Below are 26,206 nucleotides of genomic sequence, written 5' to 3'. Positions count from 1 at the left end.
CATGCTGGACAAACTGAGCCTGATCGTCATCTCGCCCGAGATCCTGCTGCTGGTGATGGCCTGCGTCATCGCCCTGGTCGACCTTGGCGTCAAGACCCGCCTGCGCGGCCTGACCTACTGGCTGACGCTCGCCTCGCTGGCCGTGGTCGCCTGGGTCACGGCCCAGGCCGCCGTCGCCGGCGAAACCTACTACGCCTTCGGCAAGATGGTCGTCTCCGACCCGATGGGCAACTGGCTGAAGTTCTTCTCCACCATCGCCGTGATGGTGACGCTGGTCTATGGCCGCCCCTACGCGGCCGACCGCGCCATGCTGCGCGGCGGCGAACTGTTCACGCTGTCGATGCTGTCGCTGCTGGGCATGTTCGTCATGATCTCCGGCAGCAACTTCCTGCTGATCTACCTCGGCCTGGAGCTGATGACGCTCTCCAGCTACGCGCTGGTGGCGCTGCGCCGTGACCACGAGGTCGCCACCGAGGCGGCCATGAAGTACTTCGTTCTCGGCGCGATGGCCAGCGGCTTCCTGCTGTACGGCATGTCGATGCTGTACGGGGCCACCGGCTCGCTGGACCTGAACGAGGTCTTCCGGGTCATCGGCAGCGGCCGCGTGAAGCACCAGGTGCTGGTGTTCGGCCTGGTGTTCATCGTCGCCGGCCTGGCGTTCAAGCTGGGCGCCGCGCCGTTCCACATGTGGATCCCCGACGTGTACCAGGGTGCCCCGACCGCCATCACGCTGATGATCGGCTCGGCCCCCGAGCTGGCCGCGTTCGGGATGGCGATCCGCCTGCTGGTGGAGGGCATGATCCCGCTGTCGATCGACTGGCAGCAGATGCTGCTGCTGCTGTCGGTGGCGTCGCTCCTGGTGGGCAACTTGGCCGCCATCGCGCAGACCAACCTCAAGCGGATGCTGGCGTATTCGACCATCGCCCAGATGGGCTTCGTGGTGCTGGGCCTGGCCGCCGGCGTCGTCGGCGGCAACACCAACAACGCCCAGTACGCCTACAGCGCCGCGATGTTCTACATCGTCACGTACGTGCTGACCACGCTGGGGGCCTTCGGCATCATCCTGCTGCTGGCGCGCGAGGGCTTCGAGAGCGACGAGATCGCCGACCTGGCCGGCCTCAACCAGCGCAGCCCGCTGTACGCCGGCATCATGGCCGTGTGCATGTTCTCGCTGGCCGGCGTGCCGCCGCTGGTGGGCTTCTACGCCAAGCTGACGGTGCTGCAGGCGCTGGTGGCCTCGGGCGAGACGCTGTACCTCGGCCTGGCGGTGTTCGCGGTGCTCATGTCGCTGGTCGGTGCGTTCTACTACCTGCGCGTGGTCAAGGTGATGTATTTCGACTCGCCGATCACCGCCACCACCGTCTCGGCCCCGGCCGACGTCCGCGTCGTGCTGTCGCTCAACGGCGCGCTGGTCCTGGTGCTGGGCATCGTGCCGGGCGGCCTGATGACCCTATGCGCCAACGCCATCGTTAAGACGCTGGCCACCTGACCATGGTTGCCGCCGCCTGCACCGCTCCGCGGGTACGTTCCCGGTGCCCCCGGGCGGCAAGCTGAGGCCGATCGGACGATGTCGCAGACGGCTTCGATCTGGCTGGTGATCGTGGCGGCCCTGGTGGCGGCCAACCTGCCGTTCGTGCTCGACCGGGCCGTGCTGGGCGTGTACGCGCTGAAGGCGCCCAAGCCGATCGCGCTGCGTCTTGCCGAACTGCTCGGGTACTACCTGCTGGTGGGCGCACTCGGCTTGGCGCTGGAGCGGCGGGTCGGCCAGATCGCGCCCCAGGGCTGGGAGTTCTACGCCGTCACCGGCGCACTGTTCCTGACGCTGGCCTTTCCTGGCTTCGTCTGGCGCTACCTGGTCAAGCACCGCCGTGGCTGATCCCGACCGCCACCTGGTCGAGAAGACCGTCCACCGGCAGGAGCTGTTCCGGGGGCATTTCCTGCATGCGGTGCGCGAGCAGGTCGAACTGCCGGACGGCACCCACGCCGACCGCGAGTTCATCCTGCACCCGGGCGCCGTGATGGTGATCCCGCTGCTGGACGATGGGCAGGTGGTGCTGGAGCGCCAGTACCGCCACCCCGTCGGGCAGGTGCTGATCGAGTTCCCGGCCGGCAAGCTCGATCCCGGCGAGGACCCGCAGGCCTGCGCCCGCCGCGAACTGCAGGAGGAGACCGGCTATTCGGCGCGCGAGTGGGCCCGTGCCGGCGTGCTGCACCCGGTCATCTCGTATTCCACCGAGTTCATCGAGATCTGGTTCGCGCGTGGTCTCACCGCCGGCGAACGCCGGCTGGACCAGGGCGAGTTCCTCGACGTCTTCAGCGCCACCCCGCGGCAGCTGCAGGACTGGTGCCGCGAGGGCCGGGTGACCGATGCCAAGACGCTGACGGGCGCACTGTGGCTGCAAAACGTCCTGGCCGGGGCTTGGCAACTCGACTGGCGTCCATAATTCCGGTCCATGTTCTCTCACGTTGTCGACGCCGGGGAACGGCGGTCCAGCGGCGGTCCGGCGCCTGCGAATGGAGCCGTCGCATGAAGGTGCTGAACCTGCAGTGCACGCACCGGCACGTCTTCGAAGGCTGGTTCGGCTCGGAAGACGATTTCCAGGACCAGCTCGGCAGGCAGCTGGTCGAATGCCCGATGTGCGGCGACACCGCCATCGCCAAGCTGCCTTCGGCGCCGCGCCTGAACCTCGGCGCGCAACCGCAACCAACGTCATCGGCCCCCGCCACGGCCCGGCAGGACGTCGCCGCGGCGCCGGAAGCCGCGCTCCAGCAGGCATGGCTCAAGATGGTCCAGCACGTCATGGCCAGCACCGAAGACGTCGGCGAGCGGTTCGCCGAGGAGGCCCGCCGGATCCACTATGGCGAGAGCGAGGACCGCGGCATCCGCGGGCAGGCCTCGCGCGAGGAAACCGAGGCCTTGCTCGAGGAGGGCATCGCGGTGCTGCCCCTGCCGATTCCCAAGGCGCTCAAGGGACCGGTGCAGTAGGGGGGGGCCGTCGCCCCGCCGGACGCCAGGCCGCTCCACGGCGTTGCACGGCGCAACGGGGCGGGTCGGCAAGAGCCTCAAGCCGCGTCGCCGCCTGCCACGCCGCGCACCGTGGACACGTCGCCATGGCAGGCGGAACACGCACGCGGCTGCATCGGGGCTCCTGTTGGAAGTGGCCGACGGCCGGACTACCTGAGGTGCCGCCCCCGCGCCCCGAGAGGGCCGGCCCGCAGACCGGGCCGGGTCAGTCCAGGAACTGCAGTGCCGCCAGCCGGGCGTACACGCCGCCGGCCGCCACCAGCTGCTCGTGGCGACCCTGTTCGACGATGCGGCCATGCTCGAGCACGACGATGCGGTCGGCCTGCTGCACCGTCGCCAGCCGATGCGCGATCACCAGCGTGGTGCGGTGGCGCATCGCCGAGACCAGGGCGGCCTGCACCATGCGCTCGCTCTCGGCATCGAGTGCGCTCGTGGCTTCGTCCAGCAGGAGCAGCGGCGGGTTCTTCAGGATCGCGCGCGCGATCGCGATGCGCTGGCGCTGGCCGCCCGACAGCCGCACGCCGCGCTCGCCCAGGAAGGTGCGGTAGCCCTCGGGCAGGGCGCAGATGAAGTCGTGGGCGTAGGCGGCGCGCGCGGCCTGCACCACCTCGTCGTCGCTGGCGCCCGGACGGCCGTAGCGGATGTTCTCCAGGGCACTGGCGGAGAACACCACCGGTTCCTGCGCCACCAGGCCGATGCGGCCACGCAGGTCCTGCAGCGCCATCGCCCGGATGGGAACGCCGTCGAGGTCGATGCTGCCGGCGGCCGGGTCGTAGAAACGAAGCAGCAGCGAGAACACCGTGGATTTGCCGGCGCCGCTCGGGCCCACCAGGGCCACGGTCTCCCGCGGCGCGACCTGCAGCGTGAGCGCCTGCAGCGCCGGCGCGGCCGGCCGCGAAGGGTAGTGGAAGGTGACGTCGGACAGCGTCAACGCACTGCCTGCGTCAGTCGCGGCGGGCCGCACCGGCTGCGCGGGCGACGCCACGGGTGAGCGGCTCGACAGCAGTTCCATCAGGCGTTCGGTGGCGCCCGCCGCACGCAGCAGGTCGCCGTAGACCTCGCCGAGCACGGCCACCGCGCCGGCGAAGATGACCACGTAGAGGGCAGCCTGTCCAAGCTGGCCGGCCGTCATGCCGCCGCTCAGCACCGCCTGCGCCCCCTGGTACAGGCCCCACAGCATCAGCGCCGCGTTGGCGATGATGATGAAGGCCACCAGCACGGCGCGCGCACGGGTGCGGCGCACGCCGGTGCGGAACGCGTCGTCCGTGGCGGCGGAAAAGCGCCGTGCTTCGCGGGCTTCGCCGGTGTAGCTCTGCACGGTCGGGATCGCGTTGAGCACTTCGGCGGCGATCGCACTGGAATCGGCCACCCGGTCCTGGCTGGCCCGGGAGAGCCGCCGCACCCTGCGGCCGAAGACGGCTGCGGGCACCACGACCAGCAGCACCGCCCCCAGCACGAGGGCCATCACGTACGGATGCGAGTACACCAGCATGCCCAGCGCGCCCACGCCCATCACCACGTTGCGCAGCCCAAGCGAGAACGAGGAGCCGACCACGGTCTGCACCAGGGTCGTGTCGGTGGTCAGGCGCGAGAGCACCTCGCCGGTCTGGGCGGTCTCGAAGAACTCGGGGCTCTGCTCGATCACGTGCGCATAGACGGCGCTGCGCAGGTCGGCGGTGACGCGCTCGCCCAGCCAGCTCACGGTGTAGAAGCGGGCCGCCGAGAACAGCCCGAGCGCGACGGCGACGCCGAACAGCTCCAGGAAGTGTCCGCGCAGCGCCAGCAGCCGCTCGCCGTGGCCGGCCTGTGCCAGTCCCTGGTCGACCAGGCCGCGCAGCGCGACGGGGAACACCAGCGTCGCCGCGGCGGCCAGCACCAGGAAAAGCCCGGCCAGGACGATGCGGCCGCGGTAGGGGCGCAGGAACGGGCGCAGGCCGGAGAGGGACTGGGGCGAACCTTGGGCAGGAGGGATGTCGGCCATGCGCGACAGTCTACTCCTTGCCCCGCCAACAGCAGCCTTGACAGTGATTGTCTAGGCAACTAATATCGCACCTATGCCAACCGCCACCAGCGCCGGGACCGACAGCCGCACCGCGGACGTCCAGGCCAGCGAGCCCATCTACCGGCCCGAGGACTACCGCCCGGACGACAGCGTCGCCTATCTCATGCGCAGGCTGATCACCAGCTTCGCCAACGAGGTGGAGCACGAACTGGATCCACGCGGCCTGACCAATGCGCAATGGGTGCCGCTCTACAAGCTGCACCTGGGGCATGGCCGCACGGCTGCCGAGCTCGCGCGCGAGTGCCAGCTCGACGCCGGCGCCATGACCCGGATGCTGGACCGGCTGGAGGCCAAGAACCTGCTGCGGCGCGAGCGCTCCTGCGAGGACCGCCGCGTCGTCAAGCTGGAACTCACCGAGGAGGGCCGCAAGGCGGCGGGACAGATCCCGTTCGCGCTGTGCAGCGTGCTCAACGCGCACCTGCGGGGCTTCAGCCGGGAGGAAGTGCAGCAGCTCAAGTCGATGCTCGTGCGGATGCTCGAGAACGGCGCCGCGCTGCAGAAGGAACGGGACCAGACGACCAATGACAACCAGAACCGCTAAGAACTCCGCGCGCCTGTCCGCCCTGCTGGCGGCGGCGCTGCTGGCCGGCTGCGCCAGCTATTCCGGCATCGAGTCGCAGGCGCGCCTGCGCACCCCCGACGCGTTCGGCCTGCCGGCCGGCGGCGCACAGCCCTCGATGCCGGTGTCGCCCGCGTGGTGGAAGGACTTCGGCGACGCCCAGCTCGACCGCCTGGTCGGCCAGGCGCTCGACGGCAGCCCCAACCTGAAGATCGCCCGCGCCCGCGTGGCCCGCGCCAGCGCCGTGCTCGAGCTGGCCAACGCGGCGACGGTTCCGCAGGTCGAAGGCTCGCTGGAAGCGCGCCGCCAGCGCTACACCGAGAACGGCGCCGTGCCGGCACCGCTGGCCGGTTCGATCCGCGACACCGGCACGCTGCAACTGGGTGCCAGCTGGGAGCTGGACTTCTTCGGCCGCTACGCACAGGCGCTGGAAGCCGCCATCGGCGCCTCGCGCGCCGCCGAGGCCGAGGTGGAGGCCGCCCGCGTGCTGCTGGCCAGCCAGGTGACGCGCAGCTACTTCCAGCTGGCACGCCTGCAGGACCAGTTGCAGGTGGCGCGGCGCACGCTCGCCCAGCGCGAGGAGTCGCTCGGCCTGGTGCGCGACCGCGTGCGGGCCGGCCTGGACACGACCCTGGAGCTGCGCCAGAGCGAGGCCGGCCTCCCCGAGGCGCGCCAGCAGATCGAAGCGCTGCAGGAGCAGGTGCAGCTGACCCGCAACGCGCTCGCTGCACTGGTCGGCCGGCCCGACCTGCAGGTGGAGGCGCGCTCGCTGGCCAACGCCAGGCCGGTCGCCGTGCCGTCCGCCATTCCGGCCGACCTGCTGGGCCGCCGGCCCGACATCACGGCGGCCCGCTGGCGCGTCGAGGCCGCCACCCACGACATCGAGAGCGCGAAGGCGCAGTTCTATCCGAACGTCAACCTGTCGGCCTTCGCCGGCCTGTCCAGCATCGGCCTGTCGCGCCTGCTGGAGGCGGGCAGCCTGCAGTGGGGCGTCGGGCCCGCGATCCACCTGCCGATCTTCGACGCCGGGCGGCTGCGCGCCAACCTGCGCGGCAAGACCGCCGACCTCGACGTCGCGGTGGAAAGCTACAACGGCACGGTGCTGGATGCGGTGCACGACGTCGCGGACCAGGTCGCGTCGTCGCAGTCGATCGCCCGCCAGCAGGTGCAGCAGCGCGAGGCGCAGGCTGCCGCCGAAGGCGCGTACGAGATCGCGCTGCAGCGCTACAAGGCGGGCCTGGGCACCTTCCTGAACGTGCTCACGGCCGAGACCGCCGTGCTCAACCAGCGTCGGCTCGGGGTGGACCTGGCCGGACGCGCGCTCGACACCCAGGTGCAGCTGATGCGATCGCTCGGCGGCGGCTTCCAGCCCGATGCCGACACCCAGCGCCTGGCCACCCGGACTCCCTCCTGATCGAAGAAGACACCATGAACGACGCACAACAGAACGACGCCGCGCTCGCCACCGCCGACCGCAAGGCCAAGCGCAAGAAGGGTTTGACGGTGCTCGCCGTCGCCGTGGCCGTGGCCGGCATCGGCTGGGGCACCTGGGAGTGGCTGGTGGCCAGCCACTATGAATCGACCGACAACGCCTACGTCCAGGGCAACGTGGTGCAGATCACGCCCCAGATCGGTGGCACCGTGCTGGCGATCCACGCGGACGACACCGATTTCGTGAAGGCGGGCCAGCCGCTGGTCAAGCTCGATCCGGCCGACGTGTCGGTCGGCCTGCAGCAGGCCGAAGCCAACCTGGCGCAGACCGTGCGCCAGGTCCGCACGCTGTATGCGAACAACGGTTCGCTGGCGGCCCAGGTGCAGCTGCGCCTGGCCGACGTCGCCAAGGCCGAGGCCGAAGTGCACCGCGCCAGCGACGACCTCAACCGCCGCCAGTCCCTCTCGGGCAACGGCGCGGTGTCCAGGGAAGAACTGAACCACGCCACCACCCAGCTGGCCAACGCGCGCAGCGCCCTTGCCGCGGCGCAGGCCGGTGTCACGGCAGCGCGCGAGCAGCTCGCGAGCAACCAGGCCCAGACCGAGGGCACGACCGTCGAGCAGCACCCGAGCGTGCAGGCCGCCGCCGCCAAGGTCCGTGAGGCGTGGCTGGCCTCGCAGCGGGCCGCGTTGCCGGCGCCGGTCGATGGCTACGTGGCCAAGCGCACCGTGCAGCTGGGCCAGCGCGTGGCCGCCGGCACGCCGCTGATGTCCATCGTGCCGCTGCAGCAGGTCTGGGTCGATGCCAACTTCAAGGAAGTGCAGCTGCGCAAGATCCGCATCGGCCAGCCGGTGACGCTGACGGCCGACGTGTACGGCAAGAAGGTCGAGTACCGCGGCACGGTCGCCGGGCTGGGCGTGGGCACCGGTGCGGCGTTCGCGCTGCTGCCGGCGCAGAACGCCACCGGCAACTGGATCAAGGTGGTGCAGCGGGTGCCGGTGCGCGTCGCGCTGGATGCCGACCAGGTCGCCAAGAATCCGCTGCGCGTGGGCCTGTCGATGGACGTCCAGGTGGACGTGACCAACCAGGACGGCAAGACGCTGGCCGACGCCCCGCGTTCCTCCGCGGTGACGCAGACGGCGGTGTTCGGCTCCCAGGATGCCGGTGCCGATGCCGAAGTGCGCCGCATCATCGCGGCCAACCTCGGCCGCAGCAACACCACCGCGGTCGGTGCCGCGCCCGCCGCCCACGCGTCGGCGCAGCGCGTGCGCGGCACCACGGTGGCCGCCGGAGCCCACTGATGGCCACGGCACCCGCGGCGCGCCCCGCGGCGCACGCCCCCCTGGAAGGCACGGCACGGGTCTGGGGCACGATCGCGCTGTCGGCGGCCACGTTCATGAACGTGCTGGACACGTCCATCGCCAACGTGTCGCTGCCCGCGATCGCCGGCGACCTGGGCGTCAGCCCCAACCAGGGCACCTGGGTCATCACCAGCTTCGCGGTGGCCAATGCCATCGCGGTGCCGCTGACCGGCTGGCTGTCCCAGCGGTTCGGCCAGGTGCGGCTGTTCGTGGGCAGCGTCATGCTGTTCGTGATCGCGTCCTGGCTGTGCGGCCTGGCGCCCAACATGACCATGCTGATCGCGTTCCGGGCGCTGCAGGGCTTCGTGGCCGGGCCGATGATCCCGCTGTCGCAGACGCTGCTGCTGGCCAGCTACCCGCCGGCACTGGCCGGCCTGGCGATGGCGATGTGGGCGATGACCACGCTGGTGGCGCCGGTCATGGGGCCGCTGCTGGGTGGCTGGATCACCGACAACATCAGCTGGCCCTGGATCTTCTACATCAACATCCCGGTGGGCATCGTCGCGGCGACCGCGTCCTGGGGCATCTACCACAAGCGCGACAGCGCCATCCGCAAGCTGCCGATCGACAAGGTGGGACTGGCGCTGCTGGTGGTGTGGATCGCGGCGCTGCAGATGATGCTGGACCTGGGCAAGGAGCACGACTGGTTCCACTCGCCCCTGATCGTGAGCCTGGCGGTGATCGCCGTGGTGGGTTTCGCCTTCTTCCTGGTCTGGGAGCTGACCGACGAGCACCCGGTGGTGGACCTGCGGCTGTTCACGCGGCGCAACTTCTGGGCCGGCACGATGACCACATCCGTGGCCTACGGCCTGTTCTTCGGCAACGTGGTGTTGCTGCCGCTGTGGCTGCAGCAGTACATGGGCTACACGGCGACCGACGCCGGGATGATCATGGCGCCGGTCGGCGTGATGGCCATGCTGCTGTCGCCGCTGGTGGGCAAGACAGTCGCCAAGGTCGATCCGCGCCGCTATGCGACGTTCGCGTTCATCGTGTTCGCCCTGGTGCTGTGGATGCGCTCGCGCTTCAACACCTCGGCCGACTTCGGCACGATCATGATCCCGACGGTGATCCAGGGCGTGGCGATGGCGTTCTTCTTCATCCCGCTGATGTCGATCACGCTGTCGGGGCTGACGCCCGACCGCATCCCGGCCGCCTCCGGCCTGACCAACTTCGTGCGGATCACGGCGGGCGCGATGGGCACGTCGATCTCGACGACGCTGTGGGAGAACCGGGCGGCGCTGCACCACGCGCAGCTGGCCGACGCGGTCAATCCCGGCAGCATCGCGGCCCAGTCCGCGCTGTCGGGGCTGGCCGCCGGCGGGTTCACGCCGGAGCAGGCGCTGGCGCAGGTGAACCGGCTGGCCGACCAGCAGGCGTTCACGATGGCGGCCACCGACCAGTTCTGGCTCTCGGCGATCCTGTTCCTGGCGCTGATCCCCCTGGTGTGGATGTGCCGCCCGCAACGCACGCCGGGCGGGGCCGACGCCGCTGCCGGAGCGCACTAGGGGATTTACAAACCTGACGCACTCGGGCGACAGCGCTGTGGAACACTTCGTCCACACACGCAAGCCGCAGTCTCGGGAGCTTGAGATGACAGGGACGATCTGGACACCGGTGTTGGGATGGGTCGGCGCGGTCGCGACGGCCCTGGGACTCGCGTTCGCGGTCCCCAGCGAGAGCGGCCTGCTCGGGCGCCTCCCCAGCGTGAGCGGCAAGCGCCTGCACGACCAGAGCCACATCGCGCTGCCGCAGCAGCTTCCCTCCGAGCGCACCGTGGCCGTGGTGCAGTTCAAGAAGTCCCAGGCCGCCGAGGCGCAGGGCTGGATCGACGGGATGGGCCTGCACCGCAGTCCGGGCGTCGCCTGGCTGCGGCTGCCGGTGCTCAATGATCCGGGTGACGAACCGCAACGGCGGGCCAAGGAAGCGCAGCTGCTCGAACGCTACCCGTCCGCCGACGAGCGCTCGCGGCTGGTCACCGTGTTCACCGACAAGCAGGCGTTCGTGCGCTCGGCCGGTCTCACGACGTCCGAGCACGCCTCGGTGCTGGTGCTCGACCGCAGCGGCAACGTGCTGGCCAAGGCCGAGGGACCCTACGACCACGGCAAGGCCCAGGCGTTGCGCGAGACGCTGCTGGCGCAGCGCTGACCTGGGTGGGGCTCAGAGGCGCAGCCGCTGCGCGTAGCCCGTCATCTCCAGGTAGCCGCGGCCCACGCGCCGTCCGCTGCCATCGAGCAGCTCCGACAGTCCTTCCCAGTAGATGCCGCCGGTCGATGCGCGGCTGTCGAGCTCCTGGTCGTCGACCAGTGCGCGCACCGTGTACAGGCCGGCTGGCGTGCGGACCGTCCACGCCACCGGGTAGGTTGCCCCGGACAGCGGGCTGGTCCAGCGCCGTTGCGCGGTGAACGCGGTCTCGCCCGGCCCGGCGACCTCGACCGTGCCGCCGGGCCGGCGGAACGAGCCGCCGTCCCACAGCGCCGATCCGTCCGGCCGGCGCAGCTGGAAGGCGGTGAGCGCGCTGCCGTCGTCCAGGTTCATCCCGATCCAGTCCCAGCCCACCGCCTCGGGGTGCAGGAGGGCCTCGCTCCATTCGTGGTCCAGCCAGGCCCTCCCCTCGAAGGGCAGCCGCCGGCCTTCCAGCACGATGGTGCCGGCGGCGGCCAGCTGCGGCACGCTGTAGTAGTAGCTCGCCTGCTGCGGGTCGGGTCCCTTGCGCGAGAGGCCCTGGCGTCCCTGCACCAGCACCGGCTGGGTCGGCGCGAAACGCAGGTCCAGCCCGAACTCGCGGCCGAGGAGGGTGGCGGCATAGCGGCCGTCGCCCTCGCGCGCCAGCCGCCAGTCGCGCAGGACGACGCGCGTGTCGTCCGTGGCTGCCTCGGCCACGCCGAAGCCGGCCCGTGCGATGCGCTGGTCGTGCCGCAGCCGGCGGCCCTGCACGTCGGTCACGGCTGCATGCGCGAACACCAGTTGCCGCGCGGCGAACCGCGATGCCAGGTCCTGCGCCGCGTCCACGCGCGAGCGGAAGAAGGTGAGCTGGAACCCGAGCTCGCGCCCGCCGGCGGTGCCGGCGCCGGTGATGTACCACCACTCGGTGCGAAGGTCCGGATGCGCACCGTGGTCGCGCGGGAACTGCAGCGGCCGCAGCGGCAGCGCCCGCGCGTCGGCCAGCGCCAGGGCCGGCAGCGCCGCCAGCATCGGCCGGCGGCGGATCACCAGTCCTCCTTGACCGCCAGCACGGCGTCGCGTCCGGCCGCCGCGCGCCCCGCGAGCCAGGCGGTGATGGTGCCGGCCAGCACGACGGCCAGGCACAGGAGCAGCAGGCGAAGCCAGGGCACCAGCAGGTCCATGGTCCAGTGGAAGCTCTGCGGGTTGACCACGTGCACCAGCACCACCGACACGGCCAGGCCCAGCGCCAGGCCCGCCAGTGCCCCGACCAGCGTCCAGGCGGCGCCTTCGCCGGCGACCACTGCCAGGATCTGGCGCCGTGTCAGGCCCAGGTGGGCCAGCAGGCCGAATTCCTTCCGGCGCGCGAGCACCTGGGCGCTGAAGCTGGCCGCCACGCCGAACAGCCCGATGCCGATCGCCACCGCCTGCAGCCAGTAGGTGACGGCGAAGCTGCGGTCGAAGATGCGCAGCGAGGTGGCCCGGATCTCGCGGGCGGACGCGAACTCGAGCAGGCCGCCGGCGCCCCCGGCCTGCTGCCGCAGCAGCGCCTGCACGCGGGCCGCGTCGGCCTGTGGCTGCAGCCAGAGCTGCAGGTCGTTGACCCGGCGGTCACCGGTCAGGCGCTGGTAGGCGGCCTGGTCCAGCAGGATGGCGCCGCTCTGCCGCACGTAGTCCCGCCAGACGCCCGCGACGCCGAAGCGGCTGGCCCCTGCCGGGCCGGGCGGCAGCCCGAGCGCCGCGTCGAGCAGCGGCAGCGGCGCGCCAGGGTGCGCCCCGTACAGGTCCACCATCGCCTCGCTCACGTAGACCGGCACCTGCCCCGGCGCGACCGCCACCGGCTCGCCGACCATCGGGACGTCCGCCCCCGGATCTGCCAGGGGCCGCGCCAGCAGGGCGACCGGCGGCCGGGCGGCATCGGGCTGCAGCGATCGCACGCGCTGGGTGGCCACGCGGTCCACGCCCGGGGTGCGGGCCGCGGCCTCGACCAGCGCCGTGTCCAGGAACGCCGTGTCCCCCGCCACGGTTCCGCCCGCCGTCCGGACGTACAGGTCGGCCGGCAGCACCACGTCGAGCCAGCGCGTGACCGAGTCGCGGAAGCTCGCCACCATCACCGTCAGCGCCACGGCCAGGCTCAGCGACGCGACCACCCCGCTGACCGCGACTGCCGCGGTTTCGCGCACCCGACGCGCGCGTTCCACCGCCAGCAGGGGCAGGAGGCGGCCGGCCAGCGCCGGCGCCAGCCGGTCGTAGACGAGCGCCACGGCCGGCGGCAGCGTGGTGATGCCGCCCACCAGCAGCAGGGCCACCGACACGTACGCCCCGAGCGGCAACCCCGCGATCGGAGGCAGCAAGGCGAGCGCCAGGGCGGCCACCAGGAGCAGGAGGCCGGCCCAGCGCCGTCCGCCCGCCGCGGCGCCGACGCGCAGCCCCTTGAGCGACTGCGCCAGCGGCAGTCGTTCGGCACTTCGGGCCGGGAACCAGCCGCCCACCGTCGCCGCGGCCACCCCCAGGGCGCCGTACAGCAGCGCCGCGGGAGTGCTCCACTGCAGGCGCGGCGCGACCCCTTCGAAGTAGCCGCCGCCCAGATCGCCGCCGAGCACGCGCAGCGCCACCGCCGCCAGCGAGGCGCCCAGTGCCACGCCGGCGACGCTGCCCAGGGCGCCGAGCGCCGCCGACTCGGCCAGCACCAGCGCCCGTCGCTGGCGCGCGTCCAGCCCCAGCACGCCCAGCAGCGCGAACTGCTGCGAGCGGCGCGCGACGCTGAGGGACAGCACCGAGAACACGAGGAATGCGCCGGTGAACAGGGCCACCAGCGCGAGCACGGTCAGGTTGACGCGGTAGGCCCGCGAGAGGTTGCTCACCCGCTGGGTGGCGTCGCCAGGCTCCGCCGCCAGCACGTCGGGCGGCAGCTCCAATGAGCGCGTCCAGCCCGCCCGGTCCGTGCCCGATCGCAGCCTGACGTCGATGCGCGACAGCTCGCCGGCCCGCCCGAACAGGTCCTGGGCCGCACCGATGTCCATCACCGCCAGCGGCGCGCCGCCCGCCGCGACGCTGCCCGCCACGCGCACGTCGCGCAGCTGCAGGCCGGCCTGCAGCCGCAGGTGGTCGCCGGCCAGCTGCTGGCGTGCCGCCGGGTTGAGGAAGACCGTGTCCGCCGAGAACAGGGCCAGCCGGTCGACGTTCGCCGCCGGCACCGGTGCCAGCGACGGCGCGAGTGCGGCGGCCGACAGCGCGTCCAGGCCCAGCACATGGAGCGGGACGCGCTCGCCACGGATGTCGACGGCATTGGTGGCCAGCTCCAGCACCGGGCTGGCCAGCTCCACCCGCGGATCGGTGGCGACGCGGGCGAACAGCGCTTCGTCGAAGCCGCCGCGCGTGGCGCGCAGTTCCAGGTCGGGCTGCCCGTTGACCGACCGCACTGCGGTGGAGAACTCGCTCAGGGCCGAGGCGTTGATCAGGTGCACGGCCAGCGCCAGCGCCACCCCCAGCATGACCGCGGCGACGGCCGCGACGCTGCGCCACGGATGCTGGCGCAGCTCCTGCCAGGAAAAGGTGCGCAGCAAGGCCAGCATGGTTGTCGATTGTGCAGGTGCGCGCGGGCGTGCCGCTACGATGGGCCATGGACCTGGATGTCGCCGCCCTGGAATTGGCCACGCTGGACGCGGTGCCGCCGCGGCAGCTGGTCACGCTGGACGGCTGGGTGGCCGGGCTCGACGATGGCACGGTGGGCCGCGCGCACAGTGCAGTGCCGACCCGCCACCACGCGGTGGATGCCGGGGCGGTCGACGTGCTCGAGGCGCTCTATGCCCGGCATGGCCTGCCGGCCACCTTCCGCGTGCCGGTGCTGCCCGCCTTCGCGGCGGTCCGGCAGCGCCTGGTCGCCGGGGGCGCCACGCCGCGACAGCCGACACTCACCATGACGGGGCGGGCCGAGGCGGTGTCGCAGGCCGGATGCGGCGAGGACGTCCACCTCGAGGCCTGCCCGGGCCAGGGCTGGTCCGACGCCTTCCTCGGCGAAGGCTTCGATCCGGCTGAAGGTGCCGGCCGCCTGGCGATCCTGCGGCGCTCGCGCAGCAGCGTGTTTGCGGCGGTGCAGCGGCAAGGGCAGGTGGTCGCGGTGGGGGCGGCATGCCTCGGCCGGGGGTGGTGCGGGATCCACGGCATGCGCACGGCCCCTGCGTGGCGCGGCCGCGGGTTGGCCGGCAGCATCCTGGCGACCTTCGGGCGGCTCGCCGCGCAGCGCGGGATCGGCCAGGTGTTCCTGCAAGTGGAACAGGCCAACTCGGCGGCACAGCATCTGTACCGCCGCGTTGGCCTGCAACCTGCCTGGACTTACGAGTACTGGCGCCGCTGACGCGGCGTCCCGGTGCTCAGGCCGTCGCCCCCATCTCGGACATCAGCTCTTCCTTGCGCGTCTCGAGTTCCTCGCGCATTCCCACGAGGTCAAGCTTGCGGGAGGCACGGGCCTTCGTGAAGATGTCGCTGCGCTCTTCCTTCACGTGGTGGTCGATGTACTCGCCCAGCACCTTGACCATGGCCTCGAACTTGTCGTCCGGCTCCGGCGCGGCCTGGATCTGGGCGATCAGGTCCTTGGCGCTCTGGTGCTCGACCTCGGCCTCGTCGAGCAGGTCGGTTTCCTTGATGGCGGCGCGCAGCGCGGGGTAGAAGATCTCTTCCTCGATCTGCGCGTGCACGGTCAGTTCCAGGCAGATCTGGCGTGCCAGGTCCATCTTCTTCTGGCCGGCGCTGCGCGCGCGCGACTGCGTGAGTTCCTCGAACTCCTTGAACATCTTCTTGACGGCGCGGTGGTCTGCGTCGAGCAGGTCGCAAGCGTCTTTTCCGGCACGGGTGCTGGGCATGGTGGACTCCTTGTCTGGGTACCCCATCTTGGAATCGGCAGGCACGGCGGTTTGTAGGAAAACCGCGCTTCACGTCCGCCTTGCCGCCGCGATGCGCGGCTTGCGGCCCGGGCCGGCGGCCAGGGGAGCACCGGCGAGCGGATCAGCACCAGCGCGCCGGCCGACGGCCCGGTGCACCGCGCGCGGGCCTGCTGCCACTGCGGCGAGAGTCGCCTTGCAGATGCATCGTATGATCATGTCATTCACCTGTATGGGACGTCCATGGAAGACAAGCCGGCGCGCTTCACGATCCTGATCGACGCCGACAAGAAGAAGGCGTTCGATGAACTTTGCGCATCGCTGGACATGACGTCCTCGCAGGTGGTGCGGCAGTTGATCCGCGACTACCTCGATCTGCACGGCGAGCAGGCCGCCACCGGCAGGGTCCGCGCGAAGAAGCCGCGGAAGGCACGCAAGTGAGCCCGCGCGCGCCAACCCGGTAGCAGGAAATGCAAATCGATGCGTCCTCAGCGGGTGCGGCGTGAGGGGATTCGTGATTACAATCCGATTCACATCGCAGCCGGTTTTCCCATGGAGACCAAGACCGCCAGGCTCACTGTCCTCATCGATCCCGCGAAGAAGGAGGCTTTCGAGTCTCTCTGCTACTCGCAGGACATGACACCTTCCCAGGTGATGCGCCGGCTGATCCGGGACTTCATCGCGCAGCATGCACCCGTGCAGGTGCAGGCACCCGGCGCCCGCAAGGTCGCCGCGCCCAGAGCCGTCGTCCGCAAGCGCGGCTGACCGGCCCCGGCCACACACCCCTCAAGTCCCCGCGATCCCCTCGGCACTCAGGTGCAGCACGCGGTCGGCGCGCGCCGCGGCGGCGCTCGAATGCGTCACCAGCATCAGGGCCGCCTGATGCGTGCGGGTCTGCGCGATCAGCAGGTCCATCACCTGTTCCGCCGTCCGCGGATCGAGGTTGCCGGTCGGTTCATCCGCCAGCAGCAGCGGGGGCTGGTGCACCAGGGCGCGGGCGATCGCCACACGCTGCAACTGGCCGCCACTGAGCTGCTGGGGCAGCCGGTCGCCCAGCCCGCCGAGTCCGACCGCCGCCAGCATGCCCTGCACGCGGGCCGGGTCGGGGCGTTGAAGCAGCATCAGCGGCAGCGCCACGTTCTGCGCCACGTCCAGGTGCGGCAGCACGTGGAACGCCTGGAACACGAACCCTACCTGGCGCCGTCGCCACTGCGCCCGGCCGCTCTCGTCCAGCGAGCCCAGGTCGTGGCCGTCCAGCGCGATCCGCCCCTCGTCCCAGTCGTCCAGGGCTGCCAGGCAGTTCAGCATCGTGGACTTGCCGACCCCCGATTCGCCGACGATCGCGACGAACTCGCCGCGGGCCACGTCGAACGACACGTTGCGGAACACGTGCGTCGTGCCGTAGCGCTTGCCCAGGCTCTCCACGCGCACCAGCGGCGACGGCGCGGTCATCGCAGCACCTCCCGGGCCGCCTGCAGCAGGTCGCCCACCGGATCCGGCCCATCGCACGCGACCGTCCGGCGCTCCATCGAACGCAGCCAGGTGAGTTGCCGCTTGGCCAGCTGGCGGGTCGCCGCGATGCCACGTTCGCGCAGCATGGCCGGCGTCCACCCGGCGTCCAGCGCTTCCCACGCCTGGCGATAGCCGACGCAGCGCATGCTGGGCAGGCCCGGGTGCAGGTCGCCGCGGGCGCGCAGCGCGCGCACTTCGTCCAGGAAACCCGCCTGCAGCATGGCGTCGAACCGGCGCGCGATGCGTTCGTGCAGCCACCCCCGGTTCCCGGGCTCGAGCGACAGCAGGGCGGCCGGGCGCAGGCCGCGTCCGGGTCGGCCCTGCTGGAACTCGCTCAGCGGCCGGCCGGCGCTGCGGTACACCTCCAGCGCGCGCTGGATGCGCTGGCTGTCGTGGGGTGCCAGCCGCGCCGCCGTGCGCGGGTCGACCGCCGCCAGTTCGGCGTGCAGCGCCGGCCAGCCGCGGTCCGCTGCTTCGCGCTCGAGCCGGGCGCGCACGTCGGGATCGGCCGCCGGCATCTCGTCCAGGCCGTCGAACAGCGCCTTGAAGTACAGCATGGTGCCGCCCACCAGCAGCGCCAGCCGTCCGCGCGCCTGGATCTGCGCCACCCGGATCGTCGCGTCGGCCACGAACTCGGCCGCGCTGTACGGCTGCGCGGGATCGCGGATGTCGACCAGGTGGTGCGGCACGGCGGCCAGCTGTTGCGCGGTGGGCTTGGCCGTCCCGATGTCCATGCCGCGGTAGACCAGGGCCGAGTCGACGCTGACGATCTCGGCATCGAACTCGCGCGCCAGCGCAAGCGAGGCGTCGGTCTTGCCGGCGGCCGTGGGCCCGGCCAGGGCCAGCAGGCGCGGCGGCCGGAAAGCCGCGGAGGGCGAGGGCGGCGGGAAGGGGGAGGGGGAGGGCAGCGACACCGGCGGCGAGCCTAGCAGAACGCCGCCCCACCCTGCACCGCAGTGCGGCGGGCCGCTCAGCGCAGGCTGAACAGCTGCTGCACCGCTTCCTGGTACTTGGCGCGGCCCACCATCATGGTGCTGTGGTGCGAGCCGCCTTCGACCAGCACGAAGCGCTTCTTGCCGGTTGCGGCATCGAACAGGCGCTGGCCCAGGGTGCTGTCGATCAGGCTGTCGGCGGCCCCGTGCACGACCAGCAGCGGCGAGCCGATCCTGGAGACCTTGTCGATCGACGAGAACCGCTGCGTGATCAGGGGGCCGATCGGCAGCCAGCCCCACTTGAAGCTGCTGGCCACGTCGGGGATGGAGGTGAAGGTGCCTTCGACGATCGTCCCCTTCTCGTCGGCAACGCGGGAGGCCAGGTCGATGGCGATGGCACCCCCCAGCGAGTGCCCGAACACGTAGCGCGGCCGCTCCGGATGGTGCTGGCGCAGCCACTCCCAGGCGGCGCGGGCATCCTCGTACGCCATCTCCTCGGACGGCAGGCCGCCGCTGCTCTTGCCGAAGCCGCGGTAGTCGATGGCCAGCACCGAGAAGCCCAGCTCCTGCATGCGGCGCATGCGGCCGGCCGACCCCGAGACGTTCCAGCGCGCGCCGTGCAGGTACAGCAGCACCGGGGTGTCGGCCCGCACATCGTCGGCCTCGAGCCAGAGCCCGTGCAGCTTCGCCGGCGAGCCGGTCACGCGCGAGTCGAACGCGATCCAGACATCGTCCATGCCCTCGGCGTAGCTGGCGCTGCCGCCCCAGGCCCGGTCACTCGGCTGGAAGATCCAGGCGCGCTGCTTTTCGTCGAGGGTGGCGCATCCCCAGCTGAGCAGTGCGGTGAGCAGGACGAGGGTGGCGGCGAGGACTCGTTTCATACGGACAGCAGAGTCGCGCGGTGGCGGGAAAGTTCAGCGGCCCCGCAGAAAGAGCGCATCCAGTTCGCGCAATGTGAGCTGGCGCCAGGTGGGACGGCCATGGTTGCACTGGTCGGAGCGCTCGGTGACCTCCATCTGGCGCAGCAGCGCGTTCATCTCGTCGATCGTGAGCGTGCGGTTGGCCCGCACCGCGCCGTGGCAGGCCATGGTGGCGAGCAGTTCGTCACGGGCGCGTTGCACCACGGTACTGGCGTCGTGCTGTGCGAGTTCGGCGAGCACGCTGCGTGCCAGTTCGGCCGCGTCGCCCTGTGCCAGCGTCGTCGGCACCGCGCGCACGGCCAGCGTGCGGGCCGAGAACGGCGCGATCTCCAGGCCCAGCGTGCGCAGGGTGTCCGCGCAGGCCTCCGCGGTGGCGATCTCCTGCGCGGTGGCGGCGAAGGTTGCCGGAATCAGCAGCGGCTGGCTCGCCAGCGCCTGCCCGGCCCCCGTGCCCAGCTGCGTCTTGAGGCGCTCGTAGACGATGCGCTCGTGGGCGGCGTGCATGTCGACCACCACCAGGCCCTGGCGGTTCTCGGCCAGGATGTAGACGCCCTGCAGTTGCGCCAGTGCGCGGCCGAGTGGCCAGTCGCCCTCGGGCAGGGTCTTGGCGCCGCGCGCCGCCGCGCCCCGCGCGGGCCCGCTCGCCGTGAAGAACGTCGCGGAGGACGGGGCAGGGCCGGCCGACGCGTCTGCGATCGCTCCGGCCGGATGCGTGCTGGCGGCCGCAGGCGACTGCTGCCACAGCGCGCCGAGGTCGCTCACCCGATGGCCGGCCGGCGTGCCGAAGTCCATTCGCGGTTGCGACCAGACGGGCGTGCCGGTCGCGGCTGCCGGCGTCAGGGCCGGCTGTGGCGACGGTGCCAACTGCCCCGCACGGGGCGCGGCCAGCGCGGCCTCGACGGCCCGCCGGACGGCCTGGTGCACCTCGCGCCCGTCGCGAAAGCGCACCTCGATCTTGGTCGGGTGCACGTTCACGTCGACGCGCGCGGGGTCGATCTCGAGGTACAGCGCATAGACGGGCTGCCGCTGGCCGTGCAGCACGTCCTCGTAGGCGCTGCGGGCGGCATGGGCCAGGACCTTGTCCCGCACGAAGCGGCCGTTGACGTAGGCGAACTGGTGGTCCCCGCGCGAACGCGCTGCATCGGGGATGCCGGCGCGGCCGGTGATTCGGATCGGCCCGAGGGTGTGGTCCACCGCCACGCTCTCGGCCAGGAAGTCCTCGCCGAGCACGTCGGCCAGCCGCCGCTCGCGGGTGGCCGGCCGCCACTGCTCGACCAGCTTGCCTTCGTGCCAGATCGCGAAGCCGACCTCGTGCCGCACCAGCGCGTGGCGGCGAACCGCCTCGATGCAATGGGCGAGCTCGGTGGCATCGGTCTTGAGGAACTTGCGGCGGGCCGGCGTGCTGAAGAACAGCTCCTTGACCTCGACCGTGGTGCCGGTGGCGCGCGGCGCGGGCCGCAGCTCGCCGCTGCGGGCATCGAGCAGGAAGGCGCTGGGCTGCCCGGTGCAGCGCGAGAGCAGGCTCATCTCGGACACCGACGCGATGGCGGCCAGCGCCTCGCCGCGGAAGCCCATGGTGCCGACCGCCTCGAGGTCGGCCAGGCTGCCGATCTTGCTGGTGGCGTGGCGGCGCAACGCGATCGGCAACTCCTCCCGCGGGATGCCCTGGCCGTCGTCTTCCACGCAGACCAGGCGCACGCCGCCCGCGAGCAGCCGCACCGTCACCTGGGACGCCCCGGCGTCCAGCGCGTTGTCGACCAGCTCGCGCACGACGGAAGCGGGACGCTCGACGACCTCGCCGGCCGCGATCTGGCTGATCAGTTCGTCGGGGAGTTCACGGATCGGCCGGCGATGGTCCGAATGGAGCACGGCATTCACGGCTGGGATTCTAGGCGCCGCCCGATAATCGGCCCGATGGAATTCGTCGCCTTCCTGATCGACTTCATCCTGCACGTCGACGTGCACCTGCAGAACTTCGTGACCACCTACGGCACGTGGGTCTACGCGCTGCTGTTCCTGATCATCTTCGTCGAGACCGGGGTGGTCGTGATGCCGTTCCTGCCCGGCGACTCGCTGCTGTTCGTGGCGGGTGCCCTGTGCGGACTGGGACTGATGGACTTCAGCGCCACCTGCGCCGTGATGCTGGTGGCGGCCATCCTGGGCGACCAGTCCAACTACGCGATCGGGCGCTACTTCGGCCCCAAGGTGTTCCAGTGGGAGAACTCCCGGCTGTTCAACCGCAATGCCTTCAACCAGGCCCACGCGTTCTACGAGAAATACGGCGGCATCACCGTCATCCTCGCGCGGTTCATGCCGTTCCTGCGCACCTTCGCCCCGTTCGTGGCCGGCGTGGCCGAGATGACCCGCACCAAGTTCACCCTCTTCAACGTGGTGGGCGCGGTCATCTGGGTGCTGGGCATCGTCACGGCGGGCTACTTCCTCGGCAGCATCCCCTGGGTGAAGACCAACCTCGACAAGATCATCTGGGCCATGATCCTGGTCCCGGGCCTGGTCGTGATCTTCGGCGCGCTGAAGGCCCGGCTGCGGCCCGCGACCTGAGGCGCCTGCCCGCTGCGCAGCTCTGCGGCGCCGCAGACTCAGTGGCCCGCGGTGAGCTTGTGCACCAGGTCGGCCGTCGTGCTGGCCTTGTACTTGCGCATCAGCCGGGCCCGGTAGATCTCCACCGTCCGGTGGCTGATCTCCAGCGCCTTGCCGATCTCCTTGGACGTCATGCCCTCCAGCAGGCGGGCCGCCACCTCGCGCTCGCGCGCGGTGAGTTCGGCCTTCACCGGGCGTTGGGAACTCAGGTCCTCGAAGGACCAGATGCCCGACTCGTGCGGCGCCTCGCGGTTGAGCGCGCGGCCGGTCACGTGGCACCAGAACACCTCGCCGTTGGCGCGCTTCATGATGCGATCATCGGCGTAGTGCCCCTTGGCGTTCAGGATCGGCGCCATGCGCGCGCCCAGCCGCTCGTACTCGTCCGGGCTGGGGTAGAGGGTCATGAACGACTGGCCGATCAGGACCTCGCGCGAGAAGCCGAACATCTCGCACAGCTGCCGGTTGCAGTCGACGATGGCGCGGTTGCGCGACAGGCACAGCCCGACCGGGGCGAGGTCGAACGCCAGGCGGTAGTCGACGTCCATCGGGCTAGTCTTTAGGGAGAACTACGTAGAACACTAGGTAGTATCGTACCCGCGTTGCCCGGCCTTCCGGCCGCGGCGTCCTTTCCGTCAGGAGACATCCACGTGAACAAGCTCTATCCCTCCGCCGCCGCCGCGCTCGAAGGCGCGGTGCGCAGCGGCCAGCTGCTGGCCGTCGGCGGCTTCGGCCTGTGCGGCATCCCCGAGGCGCTGATCGAGGCGCTGCGCGACAGCGGCGCGAAGGACCTCACCGTCATCTCCAACAACGCGGGCGTCGACGGCTTCGGGCTGGGCAAGCTGCTGGAGACGCGGCAAATCCGCAAGATGATCTCCAGCTACGTCGGCGAGAACAAGGAGTTCGAGCGGCAGTACCTGGCCGGCGAACTGGAGCTGGAGTTCACGCCGCAGGGCACGCTGGCCGAGAAGCTGCGCGCCGGCGGCGCCGGCATCCCGGCCTTCTTCACCAAGACCGGCGTGGGCACCATCGTCGCCGAGGGCAAGGAGCTGCGCGAGTTCGACGGCGAAACCTACGTGATGGAACGTGCCCTGGTGCCCGACGTCGCCCTCGTCAAGGCCGACGTGGCCGACAAGTCGGGCAACCTGCGTTTCCGCCTGACCGCCCGCAACTTCAACCCGGCCGCCGCGATGGCCGGCAAGCTGTGCATCGTCGAGGTCGAGAAGCTGGTCGAGGTCGGCGAGCTGGCGCCCGACGACATCCACCTGCCCGGCATCTACGTGCACCGCATCGTGCACAACCCGAATCCCGAAAAGCGCATCGAGAAGCGCACCACCCGGACCGCTTAAGGAGAGCACCATGCCCTGGACCCAGGACCAGATGGCCGCGCGCGCGGCCCAGGAACTCGAGGACGGCTTCTACGTGAACCTCGGCATCGGCATCCCGACGCTGGTGGCCAACTTCACCGGCGACAAGGAAGTCTGGCTGCAGTCGGAGAACGGCATGCTGGGCATCGGCCCGTTCCCGACCGAGGCCGAGGTCGACGCCGACCTCATCAATGCCGGCAAGCAGACCGTCACCACCATCAAGGGCTCGTCGATCTTCGGCAGCCACGACAGCTTCGCCATGATCCGCGGCGGCAAGATCAACCTGTCGATCCTCGGTGCCATGCAGGTCAGCGAAAAGGGCGATCTGGCCAACTGGATGATCCCCGGCAAGATGGTCAAGGGCATGGGCGGCGCCATGGACCTGGTCGCCGGCGTTCCGCGCGTGATCGTGCTCATGGAGCACGTGGCCCGCAAGAAGGACGGCACGGAAGACCTGAAGATCCTGCCGCAGTGCACCCTTCCGCTGACGGGCGTGGGTGTGGTGGACCGCATCATCACCGACCTGGCCGTGATGGACGTCACCCCGCAGGGCCTGAAGGTGGTGGAGCTCGCCCCGGGCGTGACGATGGAACAGCTCCAGGCCAAGACCGGGGTTCGGCTGCATTAGCCGCCCGCCCCCACCCAGGCCACCCGCTGCCGGTTTCGGCTGACAGCGGAATTCCGCTTTCTCCGGCGCCAGACGCAACTGCCGAGATCAAGGATTGCGCCCTGGAGCCGACATACCGGTCTCGGGAGGTGATGCCATGAACTTTCGACAAGCAGCGCTGGGCGCCCTGGCCCTGGTGGCCGCCGGGCAGGCCGCGGCCTGCTACACGGTCTACGACCGCAACAACAAGATCGTCTACAACGCGCAGAAGCCGCCGGTGGACATGAGCCGCCCGCTGTCGGAGACGCTGCCGGCGCGCTTCCCGGGCGGCCACCTCGTGTTCGACAACGGCAGCTCCGACTGTCCGGCCGACAACCAGCCGCGCAGCCAGTTGCAGACCGCCGTCGATGCCGGCCGTTCGCCGCTGCTCACCGACGCCAGCACCGCCACCTCGATGGGCCTGCCGCACACGCCGCTGGGCAACGGCGTGGTGATGGTGCCCAACCGGCCGGCCACGATGCGCCCCGGGGTCGTGCTGGCCGATTCGATCCCGAACGCGACCGCCATCGCCGCGCCCTCCACCGCAGCGATGGGCGCCGGCCCCGCGCCGCAGCAGCGCCCGGCGGCGGCCCAGGTCGCGCCCACGACCACGCCGGCCAACACGCCGCCCTGGACCTCCGGCCAGTCCCAGCGCAAGGCTCCCGCCAGCCGCTGAGTCCGTCGCGCCGCTCCCGCGCCGGGAGCTCCGCGCAGCGCATGCATACTTGCGCGCTGCCGGATCTCCTCCATGCGCATTCTCATCGTCGAAGACGACCATCAGCTGGGCGACGCCATCGCCACCGGCCTGCGGCAGCTGGCCCATGCGGTCGACTGGTTCCGCACCGGTGACCACGCCGATGCCGCGCTGGCCGACACCCCCTACGACGCGGTCGTGCTCGACCTGGGCCTGCCCGGTCGCGATGGCATGCACTGGCTGCAGCGCTGGCGCGAGCGCGGCATGGCGATGCCCATCCTGGTGCTCACGGCCCGTGACGCGGTGGAGCAGCGGGTGGCCGGCCTGGATGCCGGTGCCGACGACTACCTGGTCAAGCCGATCACCATCGACGAACTGTCGGCCCGGCTGCGGGCCCTGCAACGGCGCTCCGGCGGCCGGGCGCAGCCGGTCTGGCGGCAGGGACGGCTGGACTACGACCCGGCCTCGCACCACGTCCGCTGGAGCGGCGAGCCCGTCGAGCTGACGGCGCGCGAGACGGCGCTGCTCGCGGCCCTGATGGCCGATCCCCAACGCGTGCTGTCCAAGGCGTCGCTGCAGCAGAAGCTCTACGACTGGAGCGGCTCCGAGCCCGAGAGCAATGCGCTCGAGGTGCATGTGCACCACCTGCGCCGCAAGCTCCATCCGAGCGTCGTGCGCACCGTGCGCGGCGTGGGTTATGCGCTGGGCGGCTGCGAGGCCGGCGAATGAGCCTGCAACGCCGACTGCTCCTGTTCCTGGCGGTGTGCGCTCCCCTGGTGTGGGGCCTCGCGCTGCTGGTCTCGGTGAACCGTGCCCGGCACGAGGTCAACGAGCTGTTCGACTCCGAGCTGATCCGCCTGGCGCGGCAGGTCCAGGCGACGATGGTGCCTTCGGCCACGTCCTCGACCTCGGCCGGCGGTCGCGCGGACCTCGGCGAGGGCGATCTGCACGACCTGGCCATCGCCGTGTGGGACGGCAAGGGTCGCCTGCTGGTCACCGACCGCGAAGGAGCGCAGCTGCACTGGCTGCCGCAGGCCTCCGGCTTCGCACCCGACACCATCGACGGCCAGCCCTGGCGCATCTACTACCTGCGCACGGACGATGGTTCCCGGCTGGTGGCCGCGGGGCAGAAGCTCCACGAGCGCGACGAGCTCGTGCTCAGCCTCACTGCCAGCCAGCTGCTTCCCTGGCTGCTGGTCCTTCCCGTCCTCCTCGGTGCGATGGCCTGGGCCGTGCGCCGTGCCCTGGCACCCATGGTCCAGCTCTCCGGGGACCTGCGCCGCCGCCGTGCCGAGGACCTGGACCCGCTGCCCGAGGGCGGCCTGCCCACCGAACTCTCGCCCCTGGTCGGTGCGATGAACGGGCTGTTCGCGCGCATCCGCGACCAGCTCGCCCGGGAGCGCCGCTTCACCGCCGACGCGGCGCACGAACTGCGCACTCCGCTGGCGGTCTTGCGCGCGCAATGGGACGTGGTGCGCCGCGCCGGCGACACCGACCGTGCCAGGGCGGAAGCCCAGTTCGAGGCCGGCCTGCAGCGCCTGGACAGGCTGGTCACCCAGCTGCTGGCCTTGTCGCGGGCCGAGGCCGCCCAGCCGCCGGCCGAAGCACCGCTGGTGGACTGGCCGCCGATCGTCGAGGAGGTGGTCAACGACTGCCTGGCCCTGGCCGAGCGGCGGCAGGTGGAACTGGCCTGCGACTGGCCCGCCGATGGCACCGCGGCCCTGCCGGTGCATGGCGAGCCGCAGCTGCTGGCCGTGCTGCTGCGCAATCTGGTCGACAACGCGGTGCGGTACGGGCCGGAGGGTGGCACCGTGGTCCTGCGCATGGGCCGTGACGCGATCGAAGTCGAGAACGACGGGGAGCCGCTGCGCATGGACGTGGCCGCCGTCATGGGCGAGCGCTTCAAGCGCCCCCCCGGCCAGCGCGAGACGGGCAGCGGACTGGGCGTGTCCATCGTGCAGCGGATCGCGTCGCTGCACCGGCTGCGGCTGGACTACGACACGTGCGCCGACGGCCGGGGGGTGCGTGCGCTCCTGCGACCGGCCTGAGCGCCGGTCGGTG

General features: G+C 71.3%; 27 protein-coding genes. 18 read left to right on the top strand and 9 right to left on the bottom strand.

The genetic code is table 11. From position 1 onward, the window contains the following. Nucleotide 1: 1 nt before the first annotated feature. The 4 genes from nuoN (at nt 2) to VFE82_RS13875 (ending at nt 2,986) form a co-directional block, all read left to right on the top strand. Nucleotides 2–1,489 carry an NADH-quinone oxidoreductase subunit NuoN gene (gene nuoN / locus VFE82_RS13890; protein ID WP_325000908.1) on the top strand — a complete coding sequence of 496 codons (1,488 nt, stop codon included), beginning with the start codon at nt 2–4 and terminating at the stop codon, nt 1,487–1,489. 78 nt (nt 1,490–1,567) lie between these two features. Further along, nucleotides 1,568–1,876: a DUF2818 family protein gene (locus VFE82_RS13885; protein ID WP_325000907.1), complete on the top strand. Its 309-nt coding sequence runs from the start codon at nt 1,568–1,570 to the stop codon at nt 1,874–1,876. Further along, the gene (locus VFE82_RS13880; protein ID WP_325000906.1) at nt 1,869–2,444 is read left to right on the top strand and encodes an NUDIX hydrolase; all 576 of its coding nucleotides are present in this window, start codon (nt 1,869–1,871) and stop codon (nt 2,442–2,444) included. Before VFE82_RS13885 ends, VFE82_RS13880 begins: the two co-directional genes overlap by 8 nt. A gap of 83 nt (nt 2,445–2,527) precedes the next feature. Then, nucleotides 2,528–2,986 carry a DUF1178 family protein gene (locus VFE82_RS13875; protein WP_325000905.1) on the top strand — a complete coding sequence of 153 codons (459 nt, stop codon included), beginning with the start codon at nt 2,528–2,530 and terminating at the stop codon, nt 2,984–2,986. A 244-nt stretch (nt 2,987–3,230) separates the two neighbouring features. Here the strand turns inward: VFE82_RS13875 and VFE82_RS13870 are convergent, their stop codons facing one another. Beyond that, nucleotides 3,231–5,006 carry an ABC transporter transmembrane domain-containing protein gene (locus tag VFE82_RS13870; protein WP_325000904.1) on the bottom strand — a complete coding sequence of 592 codons (1,776 nt, stop codon included), beginning with the start codon at nt 5,004–5,006 and terminating at the stop codon, nt 3,231–3,233. A 73-nt stretch (nt 5,007–5,079) separates the two neighbouring features. On the opposite strand from VFE82_RS13870, the gene VFE82_RS13865 reads away from it, so the two are divergent. The 5 genes from VFE82_RS13865 (at nt 5,080) to VFE82_RS13845 (ending at nt 10,584) form a co-directional block, all read left to right on the top strand. Continuing rightward, a complete protein-coding gene (locus VFE82_RS13865) occupies nt 5,080–5,628 on the top strand; it encodes a MarR family transcriptional regulator (protein WP_325000903.1) in 549 nt (182 codons plus the stop codon). Then, nucleotides 5,609–7,060: an efflux transporter outer membrane subunit gene (locus VFE82_RS13860; RefSeq protein ID WP_325000902.1), complete on the top strand. Its 1,452-nt coding sequence runs from the start codon at nt 5,609–5,611 to the stop codon at nt 7,058–7,060. The genes VFE82_RS13865 and VFE82_RS13860 overlap by 20 nt, the downstream gene beginning before the upstream one ends. A 14-nt stretch (nt 7,061–7,074) precedes the next feature. Continuing rightward, entirely contained in the window at nt 7,075–8,379 is a 1,305-nt protein-coding gene (locus VFE82_RS13855) for an efflux RND transporter periplasmic adaptor subunit (RefSeq protein WP_325000901.1), read from the top strand. Further along, on the top strand, nt 8,379–9,944 hold the full coding sequence (locus VFE82_RS13850; RefSeq protein ID WP_325000900.1) for a DHA2 family efflux MFS transporter permease subunit: 1,566 nt from the start codon (nt 8,379–8,381) through the stop codon (nt 9,942–9,944). Before VFE82_RS13855 ends, VFE82_RS13850 begins: the two co-directional genes overlap by 1 nt. An 85-nt stretch (nt 9,945–10,029) precedes the next feature. Further along, nucleotides 10,030–10,584 carry a hypothetical protein gene (locus VFE82_RS13845; RefSeq protein ID WP_325000899.1) on the top strand — a complete coding sequence of 185 codons (555 nt, stop codon included), beginning with the start codon at nt 10,030–10,032 and terminating at the stop codon, nt 10,582–10,584. 12 nt (nt 10,585–10,596) lie between these two features. On the opposite strand, the gene VFE82_RS13840 is transcribed toward VFE82_RS13845, so the two are convergent. Continuing rightward, on the bottom strand, nt 10,597–11,631 hold the full coding sequence (locus tag VFE82_RS13840; RefSeq protein ID WP_325001023.1) for a carotenoid 1,2-hydratase: 1,035 nt from the start codon (nt 11,629–11,631) through the stop codon (nt 10,597–10,599). 14 nt (nt 11,632–11,645) lie between these two features. Beyond that, on the bottom strand, nt 11,646–14,174 hold the full coding sequence (locus tag VFE82_RS13835; RefSeq protein ID WP_325000898.1) for an ABC transporter permease: 2,529 nt from the start codon (nt 14,172–14,174) through the stop codon (nt 11,646–11,648). Nucleotides 14,175–14,221: 47 nt separating this feature from the next. Here VFE82_RS13835 and VFE82_RS13830 point away from each other — a divergent pair, with 47 nt between their 5' ends. Further along, the gene (locus VFE82_RS13830) at nt 14,222–14,956 is read left to right on the top strand and encodes a GNAT family N-acetyltransferase (protein ID WP_325000897.1); all 735 of its coding nucleotides are present in this window, start codon (nt 14,222–14,224) and stop codon (nt 14,954–14,956) included. A gap of 16 nt (nt 14,957–14,972) precedes the next feature. Here the strand turns inward: VFE82_RS13830 and VFE82_RS13825 are convergent, their stop codons facing one another. After that, nucleotides 14,973–15,461 carry a hemerythrin domain-containing protein gene (locus VFE82_RS13825; protein ID WP_325000896.1) on the bottom strand — a complete coding sequence of 163 codons (489 nt, stop codon included), beginning with the start codon at nt 15,459–15,461 and terminating at the stop codon, nt 14,973–14,975. Nucleotides 15,462–15,722: 261 nt separating this feature from the next. On the opposite strand from VFE82_RS13825, the gene VFE82_RS13820 reads away from it, so the two are divergent. Both VFE82_RS13820 and VFE82_RS13815 read left to right on the top strand, forming a co-directional pair. Continuing rightward, nucleotides 15,723–15,920, top strand: coding sequence for a ribbon-helix-helix protein, CopG family (locus tag VFE82_RS13820; protein ID WP_325000895.1), 198 nt, complete (start codon nt 15,723–15,725; stop codon nt 15,918–15,920). A gap of 111 nt (nt 15,921–16,031) precedes the next feature. Then, entirely contained in the window at nt 16,032–16,244 is a 213-nt protein-coding gene (locus tag VFE82_RS13815) for a CopG family transcriptional regulator (protein ID WP_325000894.1), read from the top strand. Nucleotides 16,245–16,265: 21 nt separating this feature from the next. Here VFE82_RS13815 and VFE82_RS13810 read toward each other — a convergent pair whose 3' ends face one another. From VFE82_RS13810 to mutL, 4 genes are read right to left on the bottom strand one after another with little or no spacing between them, the layout of a single operon-like run. Continuing rightward, the gene (locus tag VFE82_RS13810; protein WP_325000893.1) at nt 16,266–16,931 is read right to left on the bottom strand and encodes an ABC transporter ATP-binding protein; all 666 of its coding nucleotides are present in this window, start codon (nt 16,929–16,931) and stop codon (nt 16,266–16,268) included. Continuing rightward, nucleotides 16,928–17,905 (bottom strand): tRNA (adenosine(37)-N6)-dimethylallyltransferase MiaA, encoded by a 978-nt coding sequence (miaA, locus tag VFE82_RS13805; RefSeq protein WP_414708759.1) that lies wholly within the window; start codon nt 17,903–17,905, stop codon nt 16,928–16,930. Before miaA ends, VFE82_RS13810 begins: the two co-directional genes overlap by 4 nt. Before the next feature lie 56 nt (nt 17,906–17,961). After that, complete coding sequence (locus VFE82_RS13800) at nt 17,962–18,804, bottom strand: alpha/beta hydrolase (RefSeq protein WP_325000892.1); 843 nt, start codon at nt 18,802–18,804, stop codon at nt 17,962–17,964. Nucleotides 18,805–18,837: 33 nt separating this feature from the next. After that, entirely contained in the window at nt 18,838–20,721 is a 1,884-nt protein-coding gene (mutL, locus tag VFE82_RS13795; protein WP_414708758.1) for a DNA mismatch repair endonuclease MutL, read from the bottom strand. Between the two features lie 36 nt (nt 20,722–20,757). On the opposite strand from mutL, the gene VFE82_RS13790 reads away from it, so the two are divergent. Continuing rightward, on the top strand, nt 20,758–21,402 hold the full coding sequence (locus VFE82_RS13790) for a DedA family protein (RefSeq protein WP_325000891.1): 645 nt from the start codon (nt 20,758–20,760) through the stop codon (nt 21,400–21,402). A 38-nt stretch (nt 21,403–21,440) separates the two neighbouring features. Here VFE82_RS13790 and VFE82_RS13785 read toward each other — a convergent pair whose 3' ends face one another. Continuing rightward, nucleotides 21,441–21,986, bottom strand: coding sequence for a PAS and helix-turn-helix domain-containing protein (locus tag VFE82_RS13785; RefSeq protein ID WP_325000890.1), 546 nt, complete (start codon nt 21,984–21,986; stop codon nt 21,441–21,443). 102 nt (nt 21,987–22,088) lie between these two features. On the opposite strand from VFE82_RS13785, the gene VFE82_RS13780 reads away from it, so the two are divergent. From VFE82_RS13780 to VFE82_RS13760, 5 genes are all read left to right on the top strand, one after another. Next, a complete protein-coding gene (locus VFE82_RS13780; protein WP_325000889.1) occupies nt 22,089–22,787 on the top strand; it encodes a CoA transferase subunit A in 699 nt (232 codons plus the stop codon). Between the two features lie 10 nt (nt 22,788–22,797). After that, nucleotides 22,798–23,433, top strand: coding sequence for a 3-oxoacid CoA-transferase subunit B (locus VFE82_RS13775; protein WP_325000888.1), 636 nt, complete (start codon nt 22,798–22,800; stop codon nt 23,431–23,433). 136 nt (nt 23,434–23,569) lie between these two features. Beyond that, nucleotides 23,570–24,127, top strand: coding sequence for a hypothetical protein (locus VFE82_RS13770; RefSeq protein WP_325000887.1), 558 nt, complete (start codon nt 23,570–23,572; stop codon nt 24,125–24,127). Between the two features lie 72 nt (nt 24,128–24,199). Then, nucleotides 24,200–24,874 carry a response regulator gene (locus VFE82_RS13765; protein ID WP_325000886.1) on the top strand — a complete coding sequence of 225 codons (675 nt, stop codon included), beginning with the start codon at nt 24,200–24,202 and terminating at the stop codon, nt 24,872–24,874. Continuing rightward, nucleotides 24,871–26,193: an ATP-binding protein gene (locus VFE82_RS13760; RefSeq protein WP_325000885.1), complete on the top strand. Its 1,323-nt coding sequence runs from the start codon at nt 24,871–24,873 to the stop codon at nt 26,191–26,193. Before VFE82_RS13765 ends, VFE82_RS13760 begins: the two co-directional genes overlap by 4 nt. Nucleotides 26,194–26,206 lie beyond the last annotated feature (13 nt).

Origin of the sequence: Ramlibacter sp. (assembly GCF_035655895.1) — a bacterium.
In the GTDB taxonomy this organism is placed as follows: Bacteria; Pseudomonadota; Gammaproteobacteria; order Burkholderiales; family Burkholderiaceae_C; genus Ramlibacter.
This window is presented reverse-complemented; position numbering and strand designations above follow the sequence as displayed.

Coding starts and splice junctions, on each gene's coding strand:
- VFE82_RS13765 (WP_325000886.1), top strand. CDS start 24,200: ATGCGCATTCTCATCGTCGAAGACGACCATCAGCTGGGCGACGCCATC.
- VFE82_RS13840 (WP_325001023.1), bottom strand. CDS start 11,631: ATGCTGGCGGCGCTGCCGGCCCTGGCGCTGGCCGACGCGCGGGCGCTG.
- VFE82_RS13850 (WP_325000900.1), top strand. CDS start 8,379: ATGGCCACGGCACCCGCGGCGCGCCCCGCGGCGCACGCCCCCCTGGAA.
- VFE82_RS13885 (WP_325000907.1), top strand. CDS start 1,568: ATGTCGCAGACGGCTTCGATCTGGCTGGTGATCGTGGCGGCCCTGGTG.
- VFE82_RS13785 (WP_325000890.1), bottom strand. CDS start 21,986: ATGGACGTCGACTACCGCCTGGCGTTCGACCTCGCCCCGGTCGGGCTG.
- VFE82_RS13815 (WP_325000894.1), top strand. CDS start 16,032: ATGGAGACCAAGACCGCCAGGCTCACTGTCCTCATCGATCCCGCGAAG.
- VFE82_RS13825 (WP_325000896.1), bottom strand. CDS start 15,461: ATGCCCAGCACCCGTGCCGGAAAAGACGCTTGCGACCTGCTCGACGCA.
- VFE82_RS13875 (WP_325000905.1), top strand. CDS start 2,528: ATGAAGGTGCTGAACCTGCAGTGCACGCACCGGCACGTCTTCGAAGGC.
- VFE82_RS13845 (WP_325000899.1), top strand. CDS start 10,030: ATGACAGGGACGATCTGGACACCGGTGTTGGGATGGGTCGGCGCGGTC.
- VFE82_RS13860 (WP_325000902.1), top strand. CDS start 5,609: ATGACAACCAGAACCGCTAAGAACTCCGCGCGCCTGTCCGCCCTGCTG.
- nuoN (WP_325000908.1), top strand. CDS start 2: ATGCTGGACAAACTGAGCCTGATCGTCATCTCGCCCGAGATCCTGCTG.
- VFE82_RS13800 (WP_325000892.1), bottom strand. CDS start 18,804: ATGAAACGAGTCCTCGCCGCCACCCTCGTCCTGCTCACCGCACTGCTC.
- VFE82_RS13760 (WP_325000885.1), top strand. CDS start 24,871: ATGAGCCTGCAACGCCGACTGCTCCTGTTCCTGGCGGTGTGCGCTCCC.
- VFE82_RS13770 (WP_325000887.1), top strand. CDS start 23,570: ATGAACTTTCGACAAGCAGCGCTGGGCGCCCTGGCCCTGGTGGCCGCC.
- VFE82_RS13855 (WP_325000901.1), top strand. CDS start 7,075: ATGAACGACGCACAACAGAACGACGCCGCGCTCGCCACCGCCGACCGC.
- VFE82_RS13810 (WP_325000893.1), bottom strand. CDS start 16,931: ATGACCGCGCCGTCGCCGCTGGTGCGCGTGGAGAGCCTGGGCAAGCGC.
- VFE82_RS13790 (WP_325000891.1), top strand. CDS start 20,758: ATGGAATTCGTCGCCTTCCTGATCGACTTCATCCTGCACGTCGACGTG.
- VFE82_RS13835 (WP_325000898.1), bottom strand. CDS start 14,174: ATGCTGGCCTTGCTGCGCACCTTTTCCTGGCAGGAGCTGCGCCAGCAT.
- VFE82_RS13820 (WP_325000895.1), top strand. CDS start 15,723: ATGGAAGACAAGCCGGCGCGCTTCACGATCCTGATCGACGCCGACAAG.
- VFE82_RS13775 (WP_325000888.1), top strand. CDS start 22,798: ATGCCCTGGACCCAGGACCAGATGGCCGCGCGCGCGGCCCAGGAACTC.
- VFE82_RS13830 (WP_325000897.1), top strand. CDS start 14,222: ATGGACCTGGATGTCGCCGCCCTGGAATTGGCCACGCTGGACGCGGTG.
- VFE82_RS13870 (WP_325000904.1), bottom strand. CDS start 5,006: ATGGCCGACATCCCTCCTGCCCAAGGTTCGCCCCAGTCCCTCTCCGGC.
- VFE82_RS13865 (WP_325000903.1), top strand. CDS start 5,080: ATGCCAACCGCCACCAGCGCCGGGACCGACAGCCGCACCGCGGACGTC.